Below are 17,420 nucleotides of genomic sequence, written 5' to 3'. Positions count from 1 at the left end.
GACTAACCTTTTTGTTTAGCATTTGGATCAATATTGCGATTTGAAAGTTCAGTTAATTGTTTGGTTAATGCATCAATACCATCTTGACGTAAAATAGTTGACCACTCATTTTGTTTTGTGGTGATCATGCTTACACCTTCAGCAACTAAATCATAAGCTTTCCATTCGCCTGTGATAGAGTTTTTACGCCATTGAAAATCAATACGCAATGGTTGTTGATTTTTATCCGGTTGATTTAATAAAACACGAATAGAAATAAGTGTTTTGCCAGTTAAATCTTTAGGCGATTCAACTTGATAGGTTTGACCATTATACATAGATAATGCTTGAGCGAAAGCTTGTACAAGGTAGTTTTCAAAAGCTTCAAAATAAGCCGTGCGTTGTGCCTCTGTTGCACTTTTATAATAATTACCTAAAATCAATGCGCCAGCATATTTTACTTGCACATAAGGTAACAGATCCGATTTTACAATCTCTTTGAGTTTGTTAGGATTTGATTTTAATGCTGCGGATTGTGCATTCATGGTGCTAAAAATCTTATCAGCAGAAACTTGCATTTCTTTATAGGGATCGTTTTCAGCAAAGGCTGTAGAACTAAACAATAAAGCTAATACTAAAAAAATAGTTGTTTTAAATTTGTTTAACATGTTAACTCCTTAGTTTTCAGTTGTATCTTCTTTTTTATCTTTGTTGGCTTTGTCTTTATCTGATGAGCCTCCTATACTGTAAAGGAATTTACCAATCAGATCTTCTAAAACGAGAGCAGGTGTGGTGTTTTGCACAACAAAACCTTCGAGTAAGTATGGCGGAGTTTTATTTTTTTTTGCTTTAGCTAAAATAGCTGGATCAACGCCTGATGCGTCAATACTAAATTCTGTTTCTCTATCAACGCCTATATTGATATCAATAAACTGTTCTCCAAGTATTCCAGATGTCTTAATTGAAAGTGAACTTGAACTTGGAATTTTATCATATTGTGCATCAATATCCATGGCTACATAAGGTTTGTATTGATTGCCATTTGACGAATTTAGCGAAATATTACTGACGCGACCAATGACTACCCCACCAATTTTGATCGGAGAACGTGCTTTTAATCCCCCAATATTCTCAAATACAGCATAAACTCGATAGGAATTATGGCTTGCAAATGATGTTGGATCGGTTACTTTAAAACATAAAAATAGCACTGAACAAATGACCAGTACCATAAATAATCCTACTGTAATTTCGATTTTACGACTCATGTTTAATGACCTCAATGACTAAACATTAATGCGGTTAAAATAAAATCTAACCCCAAAATAACTAATGATGAATAAACAACAGTGCTTGTTGTTGCTCGACTAATTCCTTCTGATGTTGGTACACAATCGTAACCATTAAAAAGTGCAATCCAAGTGCTAGCGATGGCAAATGCAAAGCTTTTGATAAAACAGTTTCCTAAATCATGCCACCAATCAACATTGCTTTGAATAGATGACCAAAAAAAGCCCGCATCAATACCTTTCCAATCAACACCAACAAGCGAGCCACCTAAAATGCCCACGGTGACAAAAATTGCAGTTAAAAACGGCATACTAAAAAATCCAGCCCAAAAACGCGGAGCGATAATACGTCGTAGTGGATCAATTGCCATCATCTCCATACTTGATAACTGTTCAGTTGCTTTCATTAAACCAATTTCGGCTGTTAAGGCAGAGCCTGCACGGCCAGCAAACAGTAGACCTGCGACAACAGGCCCTAATTCGCGAAGTAGGGCTAGAGCAACCATCATTCCAATGCTTGCTTCGGCTCCAAAGGTGGTTAGTATAAAGTAACCTTGTAGAGCCAGAACCATGCCTATAAAAAGACCAGAAACAATAATGATGGTCAGTGATTGTACTCCAACAAAATAAAATTGCTTAATGAGTAATGGAAATTGTTTATTAAATTGTGGCTTACCAATTAATGCCCCAAACAGCATAACACCGGAACGGCCAATCATCGCAATGATATTGATAAACCATTGCCCTAATTTTGCCAGTAAATTCAACATTATTTTATACCTCTGCTTAGGTCTAATCGGTAATCATCAGCAGGATAATGAAAAGGGACGGGTCCATCAGCCAAACCGTCAAGGAACTGTTTAACCCGTGAATCGTCATTATCACGCAATTGCTGCGGTGTACCACCTGCAATAATATGTTGTTCAGCTACAATATAAGCATAGTCTGCAATACTGAGTACTTCGCTCACATCATGGCTCACAACAATGCAGGTTAATCCTAATGATTGGTTAATTTCGGATATCAGTTTAACAATTACACCCATTGAGATAGGATCTTGTCCTGCAAACGGTTCGTCAAACATGATTAAATCGGGATCCAGCGCTATAGCTCTAGCTAAAGCGGCTCGTCTTGCCATACCACCAGATAATTCTGATGGCATCATTTGAGCTGCGCCACGTAAGCCAACCGCTTGTAATTTCATTAACACTAAATTATGCAATATAGGTTCAGGTAAGTTAAGGTGTTCGCGTAATGGATAGGCGACATTGTCAAATACTGTTAGATCAGTAAATAAGGCACCGGATTGAAACAACATGCTCATGCGTTTACGTACTTCATACAATCTTGAACGCGACATGCTGGGTATATCTTCACCATCAAATAAAATTTTTCCTGATTGCGGTTTTAATTGTCCACCAATTAGGCGTAATAAGGTGGTTTTACCAATGCCTGATGGCCCCATAATTGCCGTGACTTTTCCTTTTGGGACATTCAGATTCATATTTTTATAAATAGGTCTTGTTCCACGATAAAAAGACATATCATGGATTTCAACCAAATTCTGCTGTAATGTGTTTGTCACAGTGATTTCCTACACTACTGATCTAAAATTGGAGCTATTTTACTTGATAATTGAGAATAAAGGAAATGTATTAAAGTTATTGTTTTATACTAAAATGCTAACAATTGATATAAAATGCACATCACATTCAATAATGAATCAGAGCAAAAAAGGCAAAATGTATTTTGCCTTTTAGTGTTATGGTATTGATGTTTTTATATTGTGTTATGTATTATTCGTGCCTGACTTTTCGTGCTAGATAGTTTCCAAGACTTTGAATAAATTGTATAACAATAACCAAAATTACCACGCAAATAATAGTGACGGCCGTATCAAAACGTTGATAACCGTACGAAATAGCCAAATCACCAATCCCTCCAGCGCCAATTGCACCAGCCATTGCCGTTGCACTAATTAAGCCAATGGTGGCTGTTGTTATGGTTAAAATTAACGAGCTGAAGGCTTCAGGTAACATAAAATGCCAAATAATTTGTAATGTTGTTGCACCCATGGATTGCGCAGCTTCAATAATACCATTATCAAGTTCAAGTAAGGAGTTTTCAACTAATCGGGCTATATAAGGTGCAACATAAATGGTTAAAGGCACAATAGCTGCTAGTGTGCCAAATGAACTACCAACGATCAGTTTAGTTAGTGGATGAATGGCGACAAGTAATATAATAAAAGGAAGCGATCTTAGTGTGTTGATGATTGGATTTAATATTCGATAAATCAGTGGGTTTTCTAATAACCCTGTCGGTCTTGTTGTGACTAAACAGATACCAAGCGGAATACCTAATAATACCCCAACACTTAAGGAGAAAAAGACCATAATAAAGGTATCATAAAATGCCTGAATAAATTGCTCTGTTGTGACTGTCGTTGTAAAGTAAGAGGCTAAATAATGAATAATGGTATTGAATTGTTCCATTTTAGTTGCTCTCCCAATGGTTAATTTCGGTGACTTGTACACCATGCTGACACAGATAATTCACTGAATCATTAATATGATTATCATTTCCTTTTAATTGCACAAACATGCTGCCTAGCACGGTATTTTGAATCTCGGACATATGGGCAAATAAAATATTGACGATGACCTTTTGTTGCAGTATTAGCTTATTTACTACGGGCTCTGATGCTGAACTACCCAAAAATTCAAGTTTGAATAATCGAATATTGTCTTTTGTTTTTTCTAGCGCGAGCAAGTTTTTGACCACTCCATCAGGGATTTGATCATTAATCACGGTACTTACAAAATTTTGTGTTGTTTGGTGTTTTGGATGACCAAAAACATCAAGTACATTGCCATGTTCAATGATTTCTCCTTTTTCCATGACGGCTACTTTATGACAAATTTGCTCAATAACATGCATTTCATGAGTGATTAGTACGACTGTTATTTGATATTTTTCGTTAATTTTTTTGATTAAATCTAGAATGTCTTGAGTTGTTTGTGGGTCAAGTGCAGAGGTGGCTTCATCACATAATAAGATATCAGGGTTATTTGCTAAAGCACGAGCAATACCAATCCGTTGTTTTTGCCCACCTGATAGCTCTTTAGGATAACTATTGGCTTTTTCACTTAATCCAACAAAAGCTAAAAGTTCATGAACTCTTTTTTGTATAGTTTGTTTTTTTTCTTTAAGTAAAATTAGCGGTATGGCTATATTTTCAAATACAGTTTTTGATTCTAATAAATTAAAATGCTGAAAAATCATACCAATTTTTCGTCTTACTTGCCGTAATTCACTATTTGATAATTGGTTGAGAACTTGATTTTGGATAATGACATTACCTTTTGTCGGTTTTTCAAGAAAGTTAATTAACCGAACTAATGTGCTTTTACCCGCTCCACTATAACCAATGATACCGTAAATATCGCCTTTACGAATGGTTAAATTAATATTGTTTAATGCTTGTGTGGTGATGCCATTTCGCTCATATTGTTTAAAAACATTTTCAAATCTAATCATTATTTGTAACCCATTTATTTTGTTTGAGTTGAATATTTGGATAAATAATTAACCAAAGGCATTATCATGATATGGTGAATTTTAAATTTGGGATTATTATTCAACGATGTAATTTATGTTTATTTAACGGTAACATAGGTTAGTTTTCTGCCCTAATAATCGTTTTTTATATCTTATTCCTTAAAGTTATAAGATAGAATCACTTGGAATAAATGAACCGCTTTTTTTGTGCTACAGTGTTTTATGTTTGCAACTTATAGGGGTATTTTTTATGAAAACATTTTTTACTGAACACAAATTTTTTAGGTATATTGCCTTCGCATTGGTGGTTAGCTCAATAAGTTTGATTACGGCTTGCGATAAATCATCAAACCAAGCTAATAATCAAACAAAAAAAGAGATCAGTATGGGAGTATCGCCAGGGCCTTATAATGATTTGTTTAATGATGCTGTTAAGCCAATACTTGAATCCGAAGGTTATAAAGTTAAACTAGTTAGTTTTCCACATTTGCTTGAATCTGATATCGCTCTAACTGAGGGTAGTATCGATTTAACCGTTGCACAGCATACAGCTTATATGGACGTATTTAATGCACAACGTAAGGCACATTTAAAGTCGGTTGTTCATGTGCCATCGGTGCCTGCTGCAGTATTTTCGAATAAATATACCTCATTAAAGCAAGTTTTTTCGGGGGCTAAAGTGGCTATTCCGCAAGATGCTTCTAATGCAGCTCGCTCATATAATTTATTAGAAAAGGCAGGATGGATAAAATTAAAGGAAAACACTAACCCTATTATTGTGAGTAAAAATGATATAGCTGAGAATATCGCAGGTATTGAAATCATTGAAATGGATTCGGCTAACATTCCTCGTGTATTAGATGAGTTAGATTTTGCAGTAATCCCAGGTAGTATCGTTTATTCTGCCAATATAGATTCAAATAAAGCACTTCTTTCAGAAACTATCATTCCAGACTTAGAGATTATGGTGGTAGTTAATGAGGGAAACGAAAATAGCCAATGGGCACAAGATATTAAACGCATTTATCAGTCCCAACAGTTTAAGGATTATATGAAAACACATAATCAAAATGGTTATTGGGTAATGCCTAAAGAATAAACGAGAAAAAATAAAGCCCGTTGATAACGGGCATTTTAATATCTTGCCATTTGTTGATCAATTATGCATGCCCAAGCATCAATTCCCCCTGTAAGGTTATAAAGGTAATCGTTATCAAAACCATTTTCAGCTAAATAGTTAGCGACATTAAGGCTTCTTATGCCGTGATGACAATAAATAATAATATCGATTTCATCAGGGATTTTGTCTAAATACAAGGGAATTAGGTTCATTGGAATATGCGTTGCACCATTAATTTTGCAAATAGCGACCTCGTTAGCTTCGCGTACATCAAGTAAGAAAATATTATCAGACTGGCTTAGTTTTTGTGCCAGTTCTGTTGGTGTGATTTCTTTTATTGTCATTATTTAAGACTCATGAGAATAATTGTCAAAAAATTTCAGCTAGACATGTGTTTGAGTATCAAACTTCAATTTTTCATTTATGTTATACCATCCTGTAAGGATATTACAAGATGGTAATATTTTTGCGATTTATGCTTCTAATGCTTTGCTAATTTTTTCAAATAAATCTTTAGATAAATTTTCAATTTTTAGTAAGTCTTCAAGTGCTTTTCGCATCTGTTGTTGACGTTTTTCATCATAACGTTTTAATCGAATCAGCGGATCGATGAGTCTAGCTGCAACTTGCGGATTTTTTTGGTTTAACTCTGTGAGGATTTCAACTAAGAATTGATAACCACTACCATCTTTAGCATGAAATGCCACAGGATTATTATTTACAAAGGAACCAATTAATGCACGGATGCGATTTGGATTACTGAGCGTAAATGAGCGGTGAGTTAATAATTTTTTCACTGTAGCAAGGACATTTTTATCTGGGCTTGTTGCGTTCAATGCTAACCATTTATCCATAACAAGTCCATCTTGATGCCATTTATCATCAAAGTTTACTAATAGCTCTGTTCGACAATCAAGTTCAGCTTTTACCGCTACATTTAAGGCAGCTAAACAATCAGTCATATTATTTGCTTGATGATATTGTTGGCTAACTAATGTATTAGCGTGCGAACTATCATCGGCATAGGCTAATAAAGTTAAACAACAGTTTTTAAGTGATCGCTTAGCAATATCATTATGTTTAATTTGATATTGTGAAGTGTTATTGTGGTGATAAACGGCTAATAATTCATCATAAAGTTCGTTTGCAAATTGAGTTAGTAAAAACAGACGGACTTCATGAATAGCGATTGGATCAACCACAGTAAATAAATTAGCTAATTCGTTTTCAGATGGCAAGGTCAAGATCTGCGCGATAAGGAAAGGATCAGTATTTTCTGATAGCAATACCGCTCGAAATGCATCTAATACTGAATCAGGTAGTGCTAATTTTTGATTTTCTTGATAATTTTTTACATTTAAACGAACATATTTTGCCAATAGCATTTGCGCTGCATCGTAGCGGCTAAATGCGTTAGTCGCGTGCTGCATTAGGAAAATGAGATCATTATCTTGATAATCATAAGTCAACTTAACGGGTGCTGAAAAATCACGTAATAATGAAATGATCGGCTTTTCAGTCACGTTATCAAAGATAAATTGTTGTGTGCTCTGTGTTAAATTTAAAACATGGTGAATAGGTTGGCCTTGGTATTGCAATGTAATAACTTTGCCATCATGTTGATATAATTCAATATCAAGCGGGATATGTAATGCTTGTTTTTGATTTTGATCTTGTGTTGCTGGCGTATATTGTTCTACCGTTAAAGTATATTGTTGGTTTTTTTCGTCGTAATTATCGGTAACGGTTAGTTCAGGTGTACCTGATTGACTATACCATAATTTAAACTGAGTTAAATCGATACCTGAGGCATCTTGCATGGCTGCAACAAAATCATCACACGTTGCGGCACTGCCATCATGGCGTTTAAAGTAGAGTTTCATGCCTGCTTGGAATTTTTCTTCACCTAACAAGGTATGCATCATACGAATAACTTCAGCTCCTTTTTCGTATACGGTGACTGTATAAAAGTTATTCATTTCAATGACTTGTTCAGGGCGAATAGGGTGAGACATAGGGCTGGCATCTTCGGCAAATTGAACGGTACGTAAAAGTTTTACATCTTCAATTCGTTTGACTGCACGAGATCCCATATCGGCGCTAAATTCCTGATCACGAAATACCGTTAATCCTTCTTTTAAACTGAGTTGGAACCAGTCACGACAGGTGACTCTATTACCTGTCCAGTTGTGAAAATATTCATGACCAATTACCCCTTCAATACCTAGATAGTCATCATCTGTTGCTGTTTGTGGTTTGGCAAGCACATATTTTGAATTAAAGATATTTAATCCTTTGTTTTCCATTGCTCCCATATTGAAAAAATCGACTGCAACGATCATAAAAATATCTAAATCATATTCAAGTCCAAAACGTGTTTCGTCCCAACGCATGGCATTTTTTAAACTTGTCATTGCCCAGTGCGAACGATCTAAATTACCTTTATCAACATAAATTTCTAAATCAACTGTGCGTTTGGATTGCGTGATAAACTGATCTTTTAAAATATCAAAATCACCAGCAACTAAGGCAAATAAGTAAGCAGGTTTAGGGAAGGGATCTTGCCATTGCACCCAATGACGTCCATCAGCAAGTTCGCCTTGTGCGATGCGATTACCATTCGAAAGTAGGTAAGGATAGCGTTGTTTATTAGCAGTAATGCGTGTTGTAAAGCGTGCAAGCACATCGGGTCGGTCAAGATAATAAGTGATATGACGGAATCCTTCCGCTTCACATTGAGTACAAAGCGCTTCGCCTGATACATATAATCCTTCAAGTGCGGTATTATCAATTGGTTTGATTTCGTTAACAATCGTTAAAGTAAACTCAGCAGGCACGTTTTGAATGATTAATCCTGTTTTCGTGATTTGGTAATCATGCCATGGTTGCTCGTCGATATTAATGGAAATCAATTTAAGGTCTTCACCATCTAAAATTAAATCGTTCGCTTGCTGATTTTTTTGAACGATGCGGCTACGAGCTGTTACTGTTGTTATTTCGGGCGCTAAATCAAAATCAAGATCAATGTCGGTAATAGTAAAATTAGGCGCCTTATAATCAAGACGGTTTTTTGCAATAGGTTGTGATTCAGGTATTTTTGTATTCATGTTGTTATGACCTTTTGGTTTGGACTCAATTTATATGTTGTGCTAGCGAATATTATAGCCGATTAAAACAATCTTATTACATAATTAATCTATATCTTCATTATTATTCTGCTATAATCTCTGGAATTTTCTTTAAAGTAATAGCACTAAATTTACATGTTACCAGCGATAATTACATCAATATTAGATACTGATGCTTATAAGTTGCATATGCAACAGGCCGTATTTCATCACTATCCTGAAGCAACCGTGGTTGCACAGTTTCGTTGTCGTAGTGATGATCTACTTGGGCAATATGCAGATCAAATAATACATCAAGTGAAATTAATGGAATCATTAGCTTTGTCTGATGATGAATTTGACTATTTATCAAATATCATCTTTTTTAAATCTGACTATTTAAATTGGCTTAAAAAATGGCGTTTTAATAGTAATTTGCTTACTATAAAAAATGAAGATGGAATGCTTTCCATTACCATTAAAGGTAAATGGTTAGATGTCATTTTATGGGAAGTGCCATTACTTGCTGTTATTAGTGAGATTGTCCATAAAGATCGTTCGCCAAATATTGGCGTTCCTGAAGCATTGGCAAGGCTAAAAGATAAATTAGCCTTGTTTAATGAAAAAACAGCTAATATGGATATGTCGGGTTTTAATTTAATGGATTTTGGTACTCGAAGGCGTTATTCGTTTGCGGTGCAAGAGGCTGTTGTTAGTTATTTGAAATCGCATTTTAATAACTTTCATAGCACTAGCAATTATTTACTAGCCTATCGTTTAGGGCTTACGCCTGTTGGAACGCAAGCACATGAGTGGTTTCAAGCTCATCAACGTTTAAGTCAAAGTCTTCAGGATTGCCAAAGAAATGCACTTCAGGTTTGGTTAGATGAATATCCTCATGACTTGGGGGTGGCATTGACCGATTGTATTACAATGGATGCGTTTTTACGTGATTTTGACTTGCACTTTGCATCTCACTATCAAGGGCTTCGTCATGATTCTGGTGATTCAATTGAATGGGGTGAAAAGGCGATTGCGCATTACCAGCAGTTAGGCATTGATCCTAAAACAAAGTTATTGGTATTTTCAGACAGTTTGAATTTTGATAAGGCACTTAATATTTATCAGCATTTTAATCATCGAGTAAAATTATCTTTTGGCATAGGTGGTTTTTTGGCTTGCGATATTCCTTCTAAAGAAGCTAATACTAAAGCATTGAATATTGTAATCAAATTGACAGAGTGCAATAATCAGTCTGTTGCGAAACTATCAGATAGTCCTGGTAAAACGATATCTCAGGATTTAGATTTTATTGATGAATTAAAACGAACTTTTAGTGTTAAAATTTGATAATAATTCATAGTTAACCAATCGTTAATATTAGAAAATAGAGAACAGTAATCAAGATTTTATTATTCAAAAATTCCATTTTGCTGTGGAATAACCGTTAGAATAGATCTGTATTACTTTAAAGATTACTTAAACAAATTAATGTAGAGATGGATAATTAAAATGACTTCAGTTGCACCTATTGTTGATGTGTTACAAGGCAAAATTGCTGTTGGCAGCACAATTTCTGTTCAAGGTTGGGTAAGAACTCGGCGTGATTCTAAAGCAGGCATATCATTTTTAGCCGTTTATGATGGTTCTTGCTTTGATCCTATTCAAGCGGTTATTGAAAATAATTTACCTAATTATGAACAAGAGATCTTACGTTTAACGGCTGGGTGTTCGGTTAAAGTCACGGGTAAAGTGGTGGAATCACCAGGTCAAGGTCAGAAATATGAATTACAAGTAGCGCAAGTTGAAGTATATGGCTTTGTTGATGATCCTGAAACTTATCCAATGGCAGCTAAACGTCACTCTATTGAATATTTGCGAGAAGTGGCTCATTTACGAGCAAGAACCAATATTGTTGGTGCGATAACACGTGTACGCCATACACTTGCACAAGCTATTCACCAATTTTTTGATGAACGTGGCTTTTATTGGTTATCAACACCAATTATTACTGCATCAGATACCGAAGGAGCGGGCGAAATGTTCCGTGTTTCAACACTTGATATGTTAAATCTGCCTAAATCGGACAACGGTAAGGTTGATTTTGATAAAGACTTTTTCGGTAAAGAAGCTTTTTTAACTGTTTCTGGGCAACTAAATGCCGAAACTTATGCTTGTGCACTTTCTAAAGTTTATACTTTCGGTCCAACATTTAGAGCTGAAAACTCAAATACAACTCGCCATTTAGCTGAGTTTTGGATGATGGAGCCTGAAGTGGCGTTTGCTGACCTCAATGACAATGCTAAACTTGCCGAAGACATGCTGAAATATGTGTTTAAAGCTGTGTTAGAAAAACGAGCTGATGATATGCAATTTTTTGCTCAGCATGTTGATAAAGAAGCAATTAATCGCCTTGAGAACTTTATTAATGCTGATTTTGCTCAAGTTGATTACACTGATGCTATCACCATTTTGCAAAACTGTGATGCTCAGTTTGAAAACCCTGTCAGTTGGGGAATTGATTTAGCCTCAGAACATGAACGTTACTTAGCGGAACAGCATTTTAAAGCACCAGTGGTTGTCAAAAACTACCCTAAAGACATTAAAGCATTTTATATGCGTATGAATGATGATGGTAAAACAGTTGCAGCGATGGACGTTTTAGCTCCGGGGATTGGTGAAATTATTGGTGGTTCACAGCGTGAGGAGCGTTTAGATATGTTGGATAAACGTATGGAAGAAATGGGACTTAAAAAAGAAGATTATTGGTGGTATCGTGACTTACGCCGTTATGGTACAGTACCTCACTCTGGATTTGGTCTTGGTTTTGAACGTCTGATTGTTTATGTCACCGGCGTGCAAAATGTACGCGATGTGATCCCATTCCCAAGAACACCGCGTAATGCAAATTTTTAAGCTGATTAAATTTCCCGATCTGACATAGGATTGGGATTCTTTGTTAATTAAGTTTTAGCTCAAAAATGATTAAAAAATAATCAAACAGTCTTGATTTTAGGCTTTGACAACGGGTTTTATGAAAAGTTCGCTTGATTTTAAAAAAAATTTATACATAATTTACGCTACTGTAAAAAGTAAATAAAGATAATAGCAATACTATTATCTTTGGGATGAATAATTTTTAAACAAAAATTGACACTAAACTTATGGGATGTGTCTTTTTTAGAAAAATAACCATGAGGGTAAAAAATGAAACGTAATCTATTAGCAATCGCTATCCCTGCTCTTTTAGTAGCAGCAGGTGCAAATGCGTCTATCGAAGTTTGGAACAAAGACGGTAATAAAGTTGACTTTTATGGCCGAGTAAAAGCAGCTAACAACATCACTGATCGTGGACAAGCAGGTGAAGGTGATGATACTTCAGCTCGTTTAGGTATGTCTGGTCAAACTCAAATCACTGACAGCGTAACTGGTTATGGTCGTTGGGAATATGAAGCGAAAGCAGGTAAAAACTCTAATAACGAAGTTCGTTATGCGTTTGCTGGTTTAAATTTTGGTGATGCAGGTTCATTCGACTATGGTCGTAATGACGGTGTGTTAAAAGCAATCACTGCTTATACTGACGTATTACCACAATTTGGTGGTGATGCAGCAAACAACAATTGGAACGTGTTATCTGCACGTACTAAAGCAGTTGCTACTTATCGTAACAATAACTTCTTCGGTTTAACTGATGATTTAAGCTTTGCATTACAATATGCTGATAATGGTGATAATTCAAACACTGAAGATAGCATTAATGATGGTTCAAGAGAAGCTTATGGTGCAAATATTCAATGGAATATTTTTGATACAGGTTTAACTGCTGGTGCAGGTTATGCTCAATCAGCATCAAGTGAAAATCGTCACAGCACTTGGACTGGTGGTATTAAATATGATAATTATAATTTATATTTAGCAGCTAACTACTTCCAAAGTAAATTAAAAAATCGTTCTATGTTTATTGTGACAAATAACGTTCCACTATATCTTGGTGATACCGATATAAAATACAAAGGTTTTGAATTAGTTGCTCAATACGGTATTGATTTAGAAGTTGGACGTTTAACTCCTTCTTTAGCTTATGTTCAACACAAACGTAAAACTGACTCCTTTGGTTATTATGCTAATCCTACATTACGTATTGATTCAACTAACTCACCAGAAGTTAAATATGTATCTGTAGGTGCAACTTACGATCTAAACAAAAACTTCAGTGCAATCGTTGAATACAAATTCAATCTTCTTGATCGTAAAGACATTGGTGCAGCACATAATACAAAAGTGCAGCGTGATCGTCACTTGAATAAACCAGGTACTAAAGATGTGTTAGGTGTTGGTTTAATCTACCAATTCTAATCTCTTAATATCTTATAAAAAGGCACTTAGGTGCCTTTTTTTTATTTCTTCATCTTTTTCAATCTAAAAGCACATTTTATGCTTAAAAATTTTTACATTAAGTATTAAAATATTCGCAATTTCGCAGAAATAATCTAATTAACATTATTAAATAGTGAATGTGTACAATAAAATCTATTTGCTATCTAGTAAAATAGATATCACACTTATAATATAATTGCTATTTATTAGCTGTTATTTATTAAACCAAGAGCAAAACTATTTGCATCTTTAATAATATAAAACACCTACGAGGGTAAAAAATGAAACGTAATCTATTAGCAATCGCTATTCCTGCACTTTTAATTGCAGGTACAGCAAACGCTTCTATCGAAGTGTGGAATAAAGACGGTAATAAAGTTGACTTTTATGGACGTGTTTATGCTTTAAACTATATTACTGATCGCAATAATCAAACAGGCGAAGGTGATAAAACCACTGCACGTTTAGGTATGTCAGGTCAAACTCAAGTGACTGATAGTGTTACTGGCTATGGGCGTTGGGAATATGAAGCTAAAACAGGTACTAATGCCGATAATGAAACACGTTATGCATTTGCTGGTTTAAACTTTGGTGATTTTGGTTCATTCGACTATGGTCGTAATGATGGCGTGTTAAAAACGTTAACGTCTTATACTGACGTATTACCTGAATTTGGTGGTGATGCTTCAGATAATGATCTTTATGCATTAACAGCTCGTACAAAAGCCGTTGCTACTTATCGTAATGCTGATTTCTTTGGCTTAGTTAATGGTTTACGTTTTGCAGTTCAATACGCTGATAATGGTGATAATAGTTCAACTAGTCATTTCAATAAACATGCTAGTGACGATAAACGTGATAGTGCTGAAGCATGGGGATCAGTTGTTGATTGGGATGTGCTTGATACAGGTTTATCTGTTGGTGCTGGTTATGCTCAAACTGGTGGTCATAAAGATGCTAAAGCGTGGTCAGCTGGTATTAAATATGACAACGATAACCTTTATTTAGCAGCATTATATATCCAAGGCAAACAAAAATATGGTTGGGATAATGCATCAACTACTCACAGTGCAAGTGATTTAAAAACTAAAGGCTATGAACTTGTTGCACAATATGGTATTGACTTTGAAGTGGGTCGTTTAACACCATCTGTTGCTTATATTCAACATAAAGTTAAAGATGCATCTAATTATTCAAGTGATGCAGGACTTAAAAGTAATGATTTAGTTAAATATGTTGATGTTGGTTTAACTTATGATTTTAACAAAAACTTACAAGCTATTATCGATTATAAAATCAACTTGTTAGATAAAGATGATATCGGTGCACGCCGTGCTTTATATGAAGATCACTCATTTACCAAATCGCAAATCAATGGCACAACCAAAGATACAGTTGCACTTGGTTTAATTTATCAATTTTAATTGATTGTATGTGATTTTTTTAAAAGGCACTTTGGTGCCTTTTTTATTATCTGTTACCAATTAAATACTCCTTGCACTTTAATTGATACTCTGTTAAAAAATCGATAAAGATAATAATAAATTAGGATAACAATAATGCTCTATACCACACGTAGATTATTGGCTAGAAAAAACATTGCATTAGTTGCTCACGATCACTTGAAGGAATCTTTGCTAAATTGGTGTAACAAAAATCGCGAAATACTCTCTCAGCATAACTTATGCGGTACAGGTACGACAGGGACATTAATTAATAAAGAGACGGGTTTAGATATCAATCCAATGCTTAGTGGACCAATGGGGGGTGATCAACAAATTGGTGCATTAATTGCAGAAGGTAAAATTGATATCCTAATCTTTTTTTGGGATCCACTGAATGCAGTACCCCATGATCCCGATGTCAAAGCACTTTTACGGTTATCGACGGTTTGGAATATTCCTGTTGCCACTAATCAAGCAACAGCCAATGCATTAATTCAGTCTGCTATTTTTACGCAAGAAGTTGATATTGAAATTCCTGATTATCAAAGTTATTTAGCTGACAGAGTCAAATAAATGCCAATACCCTCTCAAATTCGCAAAACAGGTCGACAAATATTACTACTTGATAATTTGTTTATTGTCTTAGGTTTTTATGTCGTTTTCCCACTTGTATCAACCCATTTTGTTAGCCAAGTGGGCTGGAGTGCACTCTTTGTTGGTTTTGCGTTAGGATTTAGGCAATTTGTTCAACAAGGTTTTGGTATTATTGGCGGTGCTATTGCCGATCGATTTGGTGCAAAACCTATGATTGTTGTAGGTATGTTTTTACGCTGTGTTGGTTTTATTTCCATGGCGATTGCAGGTGAGCCTTGGTTATTATTACTTTCTTGCTTACTTTCAGCTTTAGGAGGACTATTATTTGATCCGCCTCGTATGGGACTAACTATTAAATTTACTCGTCCACATGAGCGAGGTAAGTTCATATCACTGTTAATGATACAAGATAATGCTGGAGCAGTAATAGGTGCTCTTATTGGTGGAATTTTGATTGATTATGACTTCCATTTAGTATGTTGGTGCGGTGCTTTTATTTTTTTCTTATGTGGGATTTTTAATATTTTCTTCCTACCGGCTTACCATATTGCTGTTGGTAAAGTTCCTATTGTGAATGGTATGAAAATGGTTGTGAAAGATAAAAAATTTACACGCTATGTTCTTACATTGACTGGTTATTATGTGCTATGGGTGCAAATTATGTTGATGTTACCTTTAACAATCACAAACGTATCAGGTAGCCCAAGTTATGTAAAATGGATGTATGCCATTCAAGCTAGTATTTCACTCATATTGCTTTATCCATTAGCTCGTTGGAGTGAAAAATATTTCAGATTAGATCAGCGCCTTAAATTTGGTTTATTTTTGATGTCATTTGCTTTTATCATTATTGGGTTTACAACACAATTAACATTATTATTATCACTTATTGCGTTATTCTATTTAGGAGCAATTATTGCAGAACCGGCCCGTGAAACCTTATCAACAGTACTAAGTAATCCTAAGGCAAAAGGTAGTTATATGGGATTTAGTCGTTTAGGGCTTGCTCTCGGTGGATTTATTGGTTATACCGGTGCTGGTTGGTTATATGATATCGCTATACAAATGGGATTCCCTCATTTGCCATGGATAGCGTTGACCACAATTGGTCTATTAACTTTAAGCTATCTGCAATATCAATTTAAAAATGAGCCACCAATGCAGCGTGTTAAAATGAGGAAGATTGGTTAATCTTACCATCTTTAAATAAGATTGCCTCGCCCGTATTGAGCTTATGCCATGTTTCATTTGAAGTTAATGGTAATGTAGAAATAATCGTAACAACGTCATTCGGTGTTGTATGTTGTTGAAAGTCAATTTCGACATCTTCGTCCAGCAATTTTGCTTTGCCAAAAGGCGCTTTACGGGTTATCCAATGTAAATTGGTTGAGCAGTAGGCAAACACATATCGCCCATCAGACAATAGCATATTAAATATACCAAGTTGGCTTAACTGACTGGCACATTGTTGAATAAAATTAAATAGCTCAAGATCATTAGTCGGTTTTTGCGAATACTTTTGATGTAGTTGATTTATTAAGTAACAGAAAGCATATTCGCTATCGGTTTCACCAATGGGTTGAAATAGCCCTGTATCTAAATGTTGGTAATCGGTTAATTGCCCATTGTGCGCAAAAGTCCAGTTCTTTCCCCATAGTTCGCGGGTGAATGGGTGGGTATTTTCTAGGGCAACACCACCTCGATTTGCTTGTCGAATATGGGCAATTACGGCTTTAGATTTGATGGGATATTCTTTCACCATTTTAGCAATAGGTGAATAACTGCATGGCTCGGGATCTTTGAATGTTCGGCAGCCTTTTCCTTCATAAAAAGTAATTCCCCAGCCATCTTTGTGGGGACCTTTGTCCCCACCACGTTTAATTAGGCTAGTAAAACTAAAGCAGATATCGGTTGGCACATTAGCGCTCATACCCAATAATTCACACAT

At 35.4% G+C, this 17,420-nt stretch carries 16 protein-coding genes; 7 read left to right on the top strand and 9 right to left on the bottom strand.

What is annotated here, in order from left to right:
• Nucleotides 1-2: 2 nt before the first annotated feature.
• From mlaC to ACYH9I_RS05975, 6 genes are all read right to left on the bottom strand, one after another.
• Nucleotides 3-647 carry a phospholipid-binding protein MlaC gene (gene mlaC / locus ACYH9I_RS06000; RefSeq protein ID WP_483559646.1) on the bottom strand — a complete coding sequence of 215 codons (645 nt, stop codon included), beginning with the start codon at nt 645-647 and terminating at the stop codon, nt 3-5.
• Between the two features lie 9 nt (nt 648-656).
• Entirely contained in the window at nt 657-1,247 is a 591-nt protein-coding gene (gene mlaD, locus ACYH9I_RS05995; protein ID WP_483559644.1) for an outer membrane lipid asymmetry maintenance protein MlaD, read from the bottom strand.
• Nucleotides 1,248-1,258: 11 nt separating this feature from the next.
• On the bottom strand, nt 1,259-2,038 hold the full coding sequence (gene mlaE, locus ACYH9I_RS05990; RefSeq protein WP_483559642.1) for a lipid asymmetry maintenance ABC transporter permease subunit MlaE: 780 nt from the start codon (nt 2,036-2,038) through the stop codon (nt 1,259-1,261).
• The gene (mlaF, locus tag ACYH9I_RS05985) at nt 2,038-2,853 is read right to left on the bottom strand and encodes a phospholipid ABC transporter ATP-binding protein MlaF (protein ID WP_483559640.1); all 816 of its coding nucleotides are present in this window, start codon (nt 2,851-2,853) and stop codon (nt 2,038-2,040) included. Before mlaF ends, mlaE begins: the two co-directional genes overlap by 1 nt.
• Before the next feature lie 211 nt (nt 2,854-3,064).
• Nucleotides 3,065-3,664: a methionine ABC transporter permease gene (locus tag ACYH9I_RS05980; RefSeq protein WP_483559675.1), complete on the bottom strand. Its 600-nt coding sequence runs from the start codon at nt 3,662-3,664 to the stop codon at nt 3,065-3,067.
• Between the two features lie 100 nt (nt 3,665-3,764).
• Nucleotides 3,765-4,808 carry a methionine ABC transporter ATP-binding protein gene (locus ACYH9I_RS05975; RefSeq protein ID WP_483559638.1) on the bottom strand — a complete coding sequence of 348 codons (1,044 nt, stop codon included), beginning with the start codon at nt 4,806-4,808 and terminating at the stop codon, nt 3,765-3,767.
• A 271-nt stretch (nt 4,809-5,079) separates the two neighbouring features.
• Here ACYH9I_RS05975 and ACYH9I_RS05970 point away from each other — a divergent pair, with 271 nt between their 5' ends.
• Nucleotides 5,080-5,928 carry a MetQ/NlpA family ABC transporter substrate-binding protein gene (locus ACYH9I_RS05970; RefSeq protein ID WP_091346300.1) on the top strand — a complete coding sequence of 283 codons (849 nt, stop codon included), beginning with the start codon at nt 5,080-5,082 and terminating at the stop codon, nt 5,926-5,928.
• 35 nt (nt 5,929-5,963) lie between these two features.
• On the opposite strand, the gene ACYH9I_RS05965 is transcribed toward ACYH9I_RS05970, so the two are convergent.
• Together ACYH9I_RS05965 and pepN are read right to left on the bottom strand one after the other, a co-directional pair.
• Nucleotides 5,964-6,293 (bottom strand): rhodanese-like domain-containing protein, encoded by a 330-nt coding sequence (locus tag ACYH9I_RS05965; RefSeq protein ID WP_483559636.1) that lies wholly within the window; start codon nt 6,291-6,293, stop codon nt 5,964-5,966.
• A gap of 129 nt (nt 6,294-6,422) precedes the next feature.
• Complete coding sequence (gene pepN, locus ACYH9I_RS05960) at nt 6,423-9,056, bottom strand: aminopeptidase N (protein ID WP_483559634.1); 2,634 nt, start codon at nt 9,054-9,056, stop codon at nt 6,423-6,425.
• 156 nt (nt 9,057-9,212) lie between these two features.
• Between pepN and pncB the strand changes: the two genes are divergently transcribed.
• From pncB to mdtH, 6 genes are all read left to right on the top strand, one after another.
• Nucleotides 9,213-10,406, top strand: a complete 1,194-nt coding sequence (gene pncB / locus ACYH9I_RS05955) for a nicotinate phosphoribosyltransferase (protein ID WP_483559632.1) — start codon at nt 9,213-9,215, stop codon at nt 10,404-10,406.
• Nucleotides 10,407-10,568: 162 nt separating this feature from the next.
• Nucleotides 10,569-11,972: an asparagine--tRNA ligase gene (asnS, locus tag ACYH9I_RS05950; RefSeq protein ID WP_483559630.1), complete on the top strand. Its 1,404-nt coding sequence runs from the start codon at nt 10,569-10,571 to the stop codon at nt 11,970-11,972.
• Nucleotides 11,973-12,263: 291 nt separating this feature from the next.
• Entirely contained in the window at nt 12,264-13,412 is a 1,149-nt protein-coding gene (locus ACYH9I_RS05945; RefSeq protein WP_483559628.1) for a porin, read from the top strand.
• A gap of 302 nt (nt 13,413-13,714) precedes the next feature.
• Complete coding sequence (locus ACYH9I_RS05940; protein ID WP_483559626.1) at nt 13,715-14,857, top strand: porin; 1,143 nt, start codon at nt 13,715-13,717, stop codon at nt 14,855-14,857.
• A gap of 135 nt (nt 14,858-14,992) precedes the next feature.
• On the top strand, nt 14,993-15,451 hold the full coding sequence (locus ACYH9I_RS05935) for a methylglyoxal synthase (RefSeq protein WP_091346288.1): 459 nt from the start codon (nt 14,993-14,995) through the stop codon (nt 15,449-15,451).
• On the top strand, nt 15,452-16,663 hold the full coding sequence (gene mdtH / locus ACYH9I_RS05930) for a multidrug efflux MFS transporter MdtH (RefSeq protein WP_483559624.1): 1,212 nt from the start codon (nt 15,452-15,454) through the stop codon (nt 16,661-16,663).
• On the opposite strand, the gene ACYH9I_RS05925 is transcribed toward mdtH, so the two are convergent.
• The gene (locus ACYH9I_RS05925; RefSeq protein WP_483559622.1) at nt 16,641-17,420 is read right to left on the bottom strand and encodes a class II glutamine amidotransferase; all 780 of its coding nucleotides are present in this window, start codon (nt 17,418-17,420) and stop codon (nt 16,641-16,643) included. The two genes, mdtH and ACYH9I_RS05925, sit on opposite strands and share 23 nt — an antisense overlap.

This window comes from Gilliamella sp. X-23 (assembly GCF_057063545.1).
This window is presented reverse-complemented; position numbering and strand designations above follow the sequence as displayed.

Coding starts and splice junctions, on each gene's coding strand:
- mlaC (WP_483559646.1), bottom strand. CDS start 647: ATGTTAAACAAATTTAAAACAACTATTTTTTTAGTATTAGCTTTATTG.
- mlaD (WP_483559644.1), bottom strand. CDS start 1,247: ATGAGTCGTAAAATCGAAATTACAGTAGGATTATTTATGGTACTGGTC.
- mlaE (WP_483559642.1), bottom strand. CDS start 2,038: ATGTTGAATTTACTGGCAAAATTAGGGCAATGGTTTATCAATATCATT.
- ACYH9I_RS05980 (WP_483559675.1), bottom strand. CDS start 3,664: ATGGTCTTTTTCTCCTTAAGTGTTGGGGTATTATTAGGTATTCCGCTT.
- ACYH9I_RS05975 (WP_483559638.1), bottom strand. CDS start 4,808: ATGATTAGATTTGAAAATGTTTTTAAACAATATGAGCGAAATGGCATC.
- ACYH9I_RS05970 (WP_091346300.1), top strand. CDS start 5,080: ATGAAAACATTTTTTACTGAACACAAATTTTTTAGGTATATTGCCTTC.
- ACYH9I_RS05965 (WP_483559636.1), bottom strand. CDS start 6,293: ATGACAATAAAAGAAATCACACCAACAGAACTGGCACAAAAACTAAGC.
- pepN (WP_483559634.1), bottom strand. CDS start 9,056: ATGAATACAAAAATACCTGAATCACAACCTATTGCAAAAAACCGTCTT.
- pncB (WP_483559632.1), top strand. CDS start 9,213: ATGTTACCAGCGATAATTACATCAATATTAGATACTGATGCTTATAAG.
- asnS (WP_483559630.1), top strand. CDS start 10,569: ATGACTTCAGTTGCACCTATTGTTGATGTGTTACAAGGCAAAATTGCT.
- ACYH9I_RS05945 (WP_483559628.1), top strand. CDS start 12,264: ATGAAACGTAATCTATTAGCAATCGCTATCCCTGCTCTTTTAGTAGCA.
- ACYH9I_RS05940 (WP_483559626.1), top strand. CDS start 13,715: ATGAAACGTAATCTATTAGCAATCGCTATTCCTGCACTTTTAATTGCA.
- ACYH9I_RS05935 (WP_091346288.1), top strand. CDS start 14,993: ATGCTCTATACCACACGTAGATTATTGGCTAGAAAAAACATTGCATTA.
- mdtH (WP_483559624.1), top strand. CDS start 15,452: ATGCCAATACCCTCTCAAATTCGCAAAACAGGTCGACAAATATTACTA.
- ACYH9I_RS05925 (WP_483559622.1), bottom strand. CDS start 17,420: ATGTGTGAATTATTGGGTATGAGCGCTAATGTGCCAACCGATATCTGC.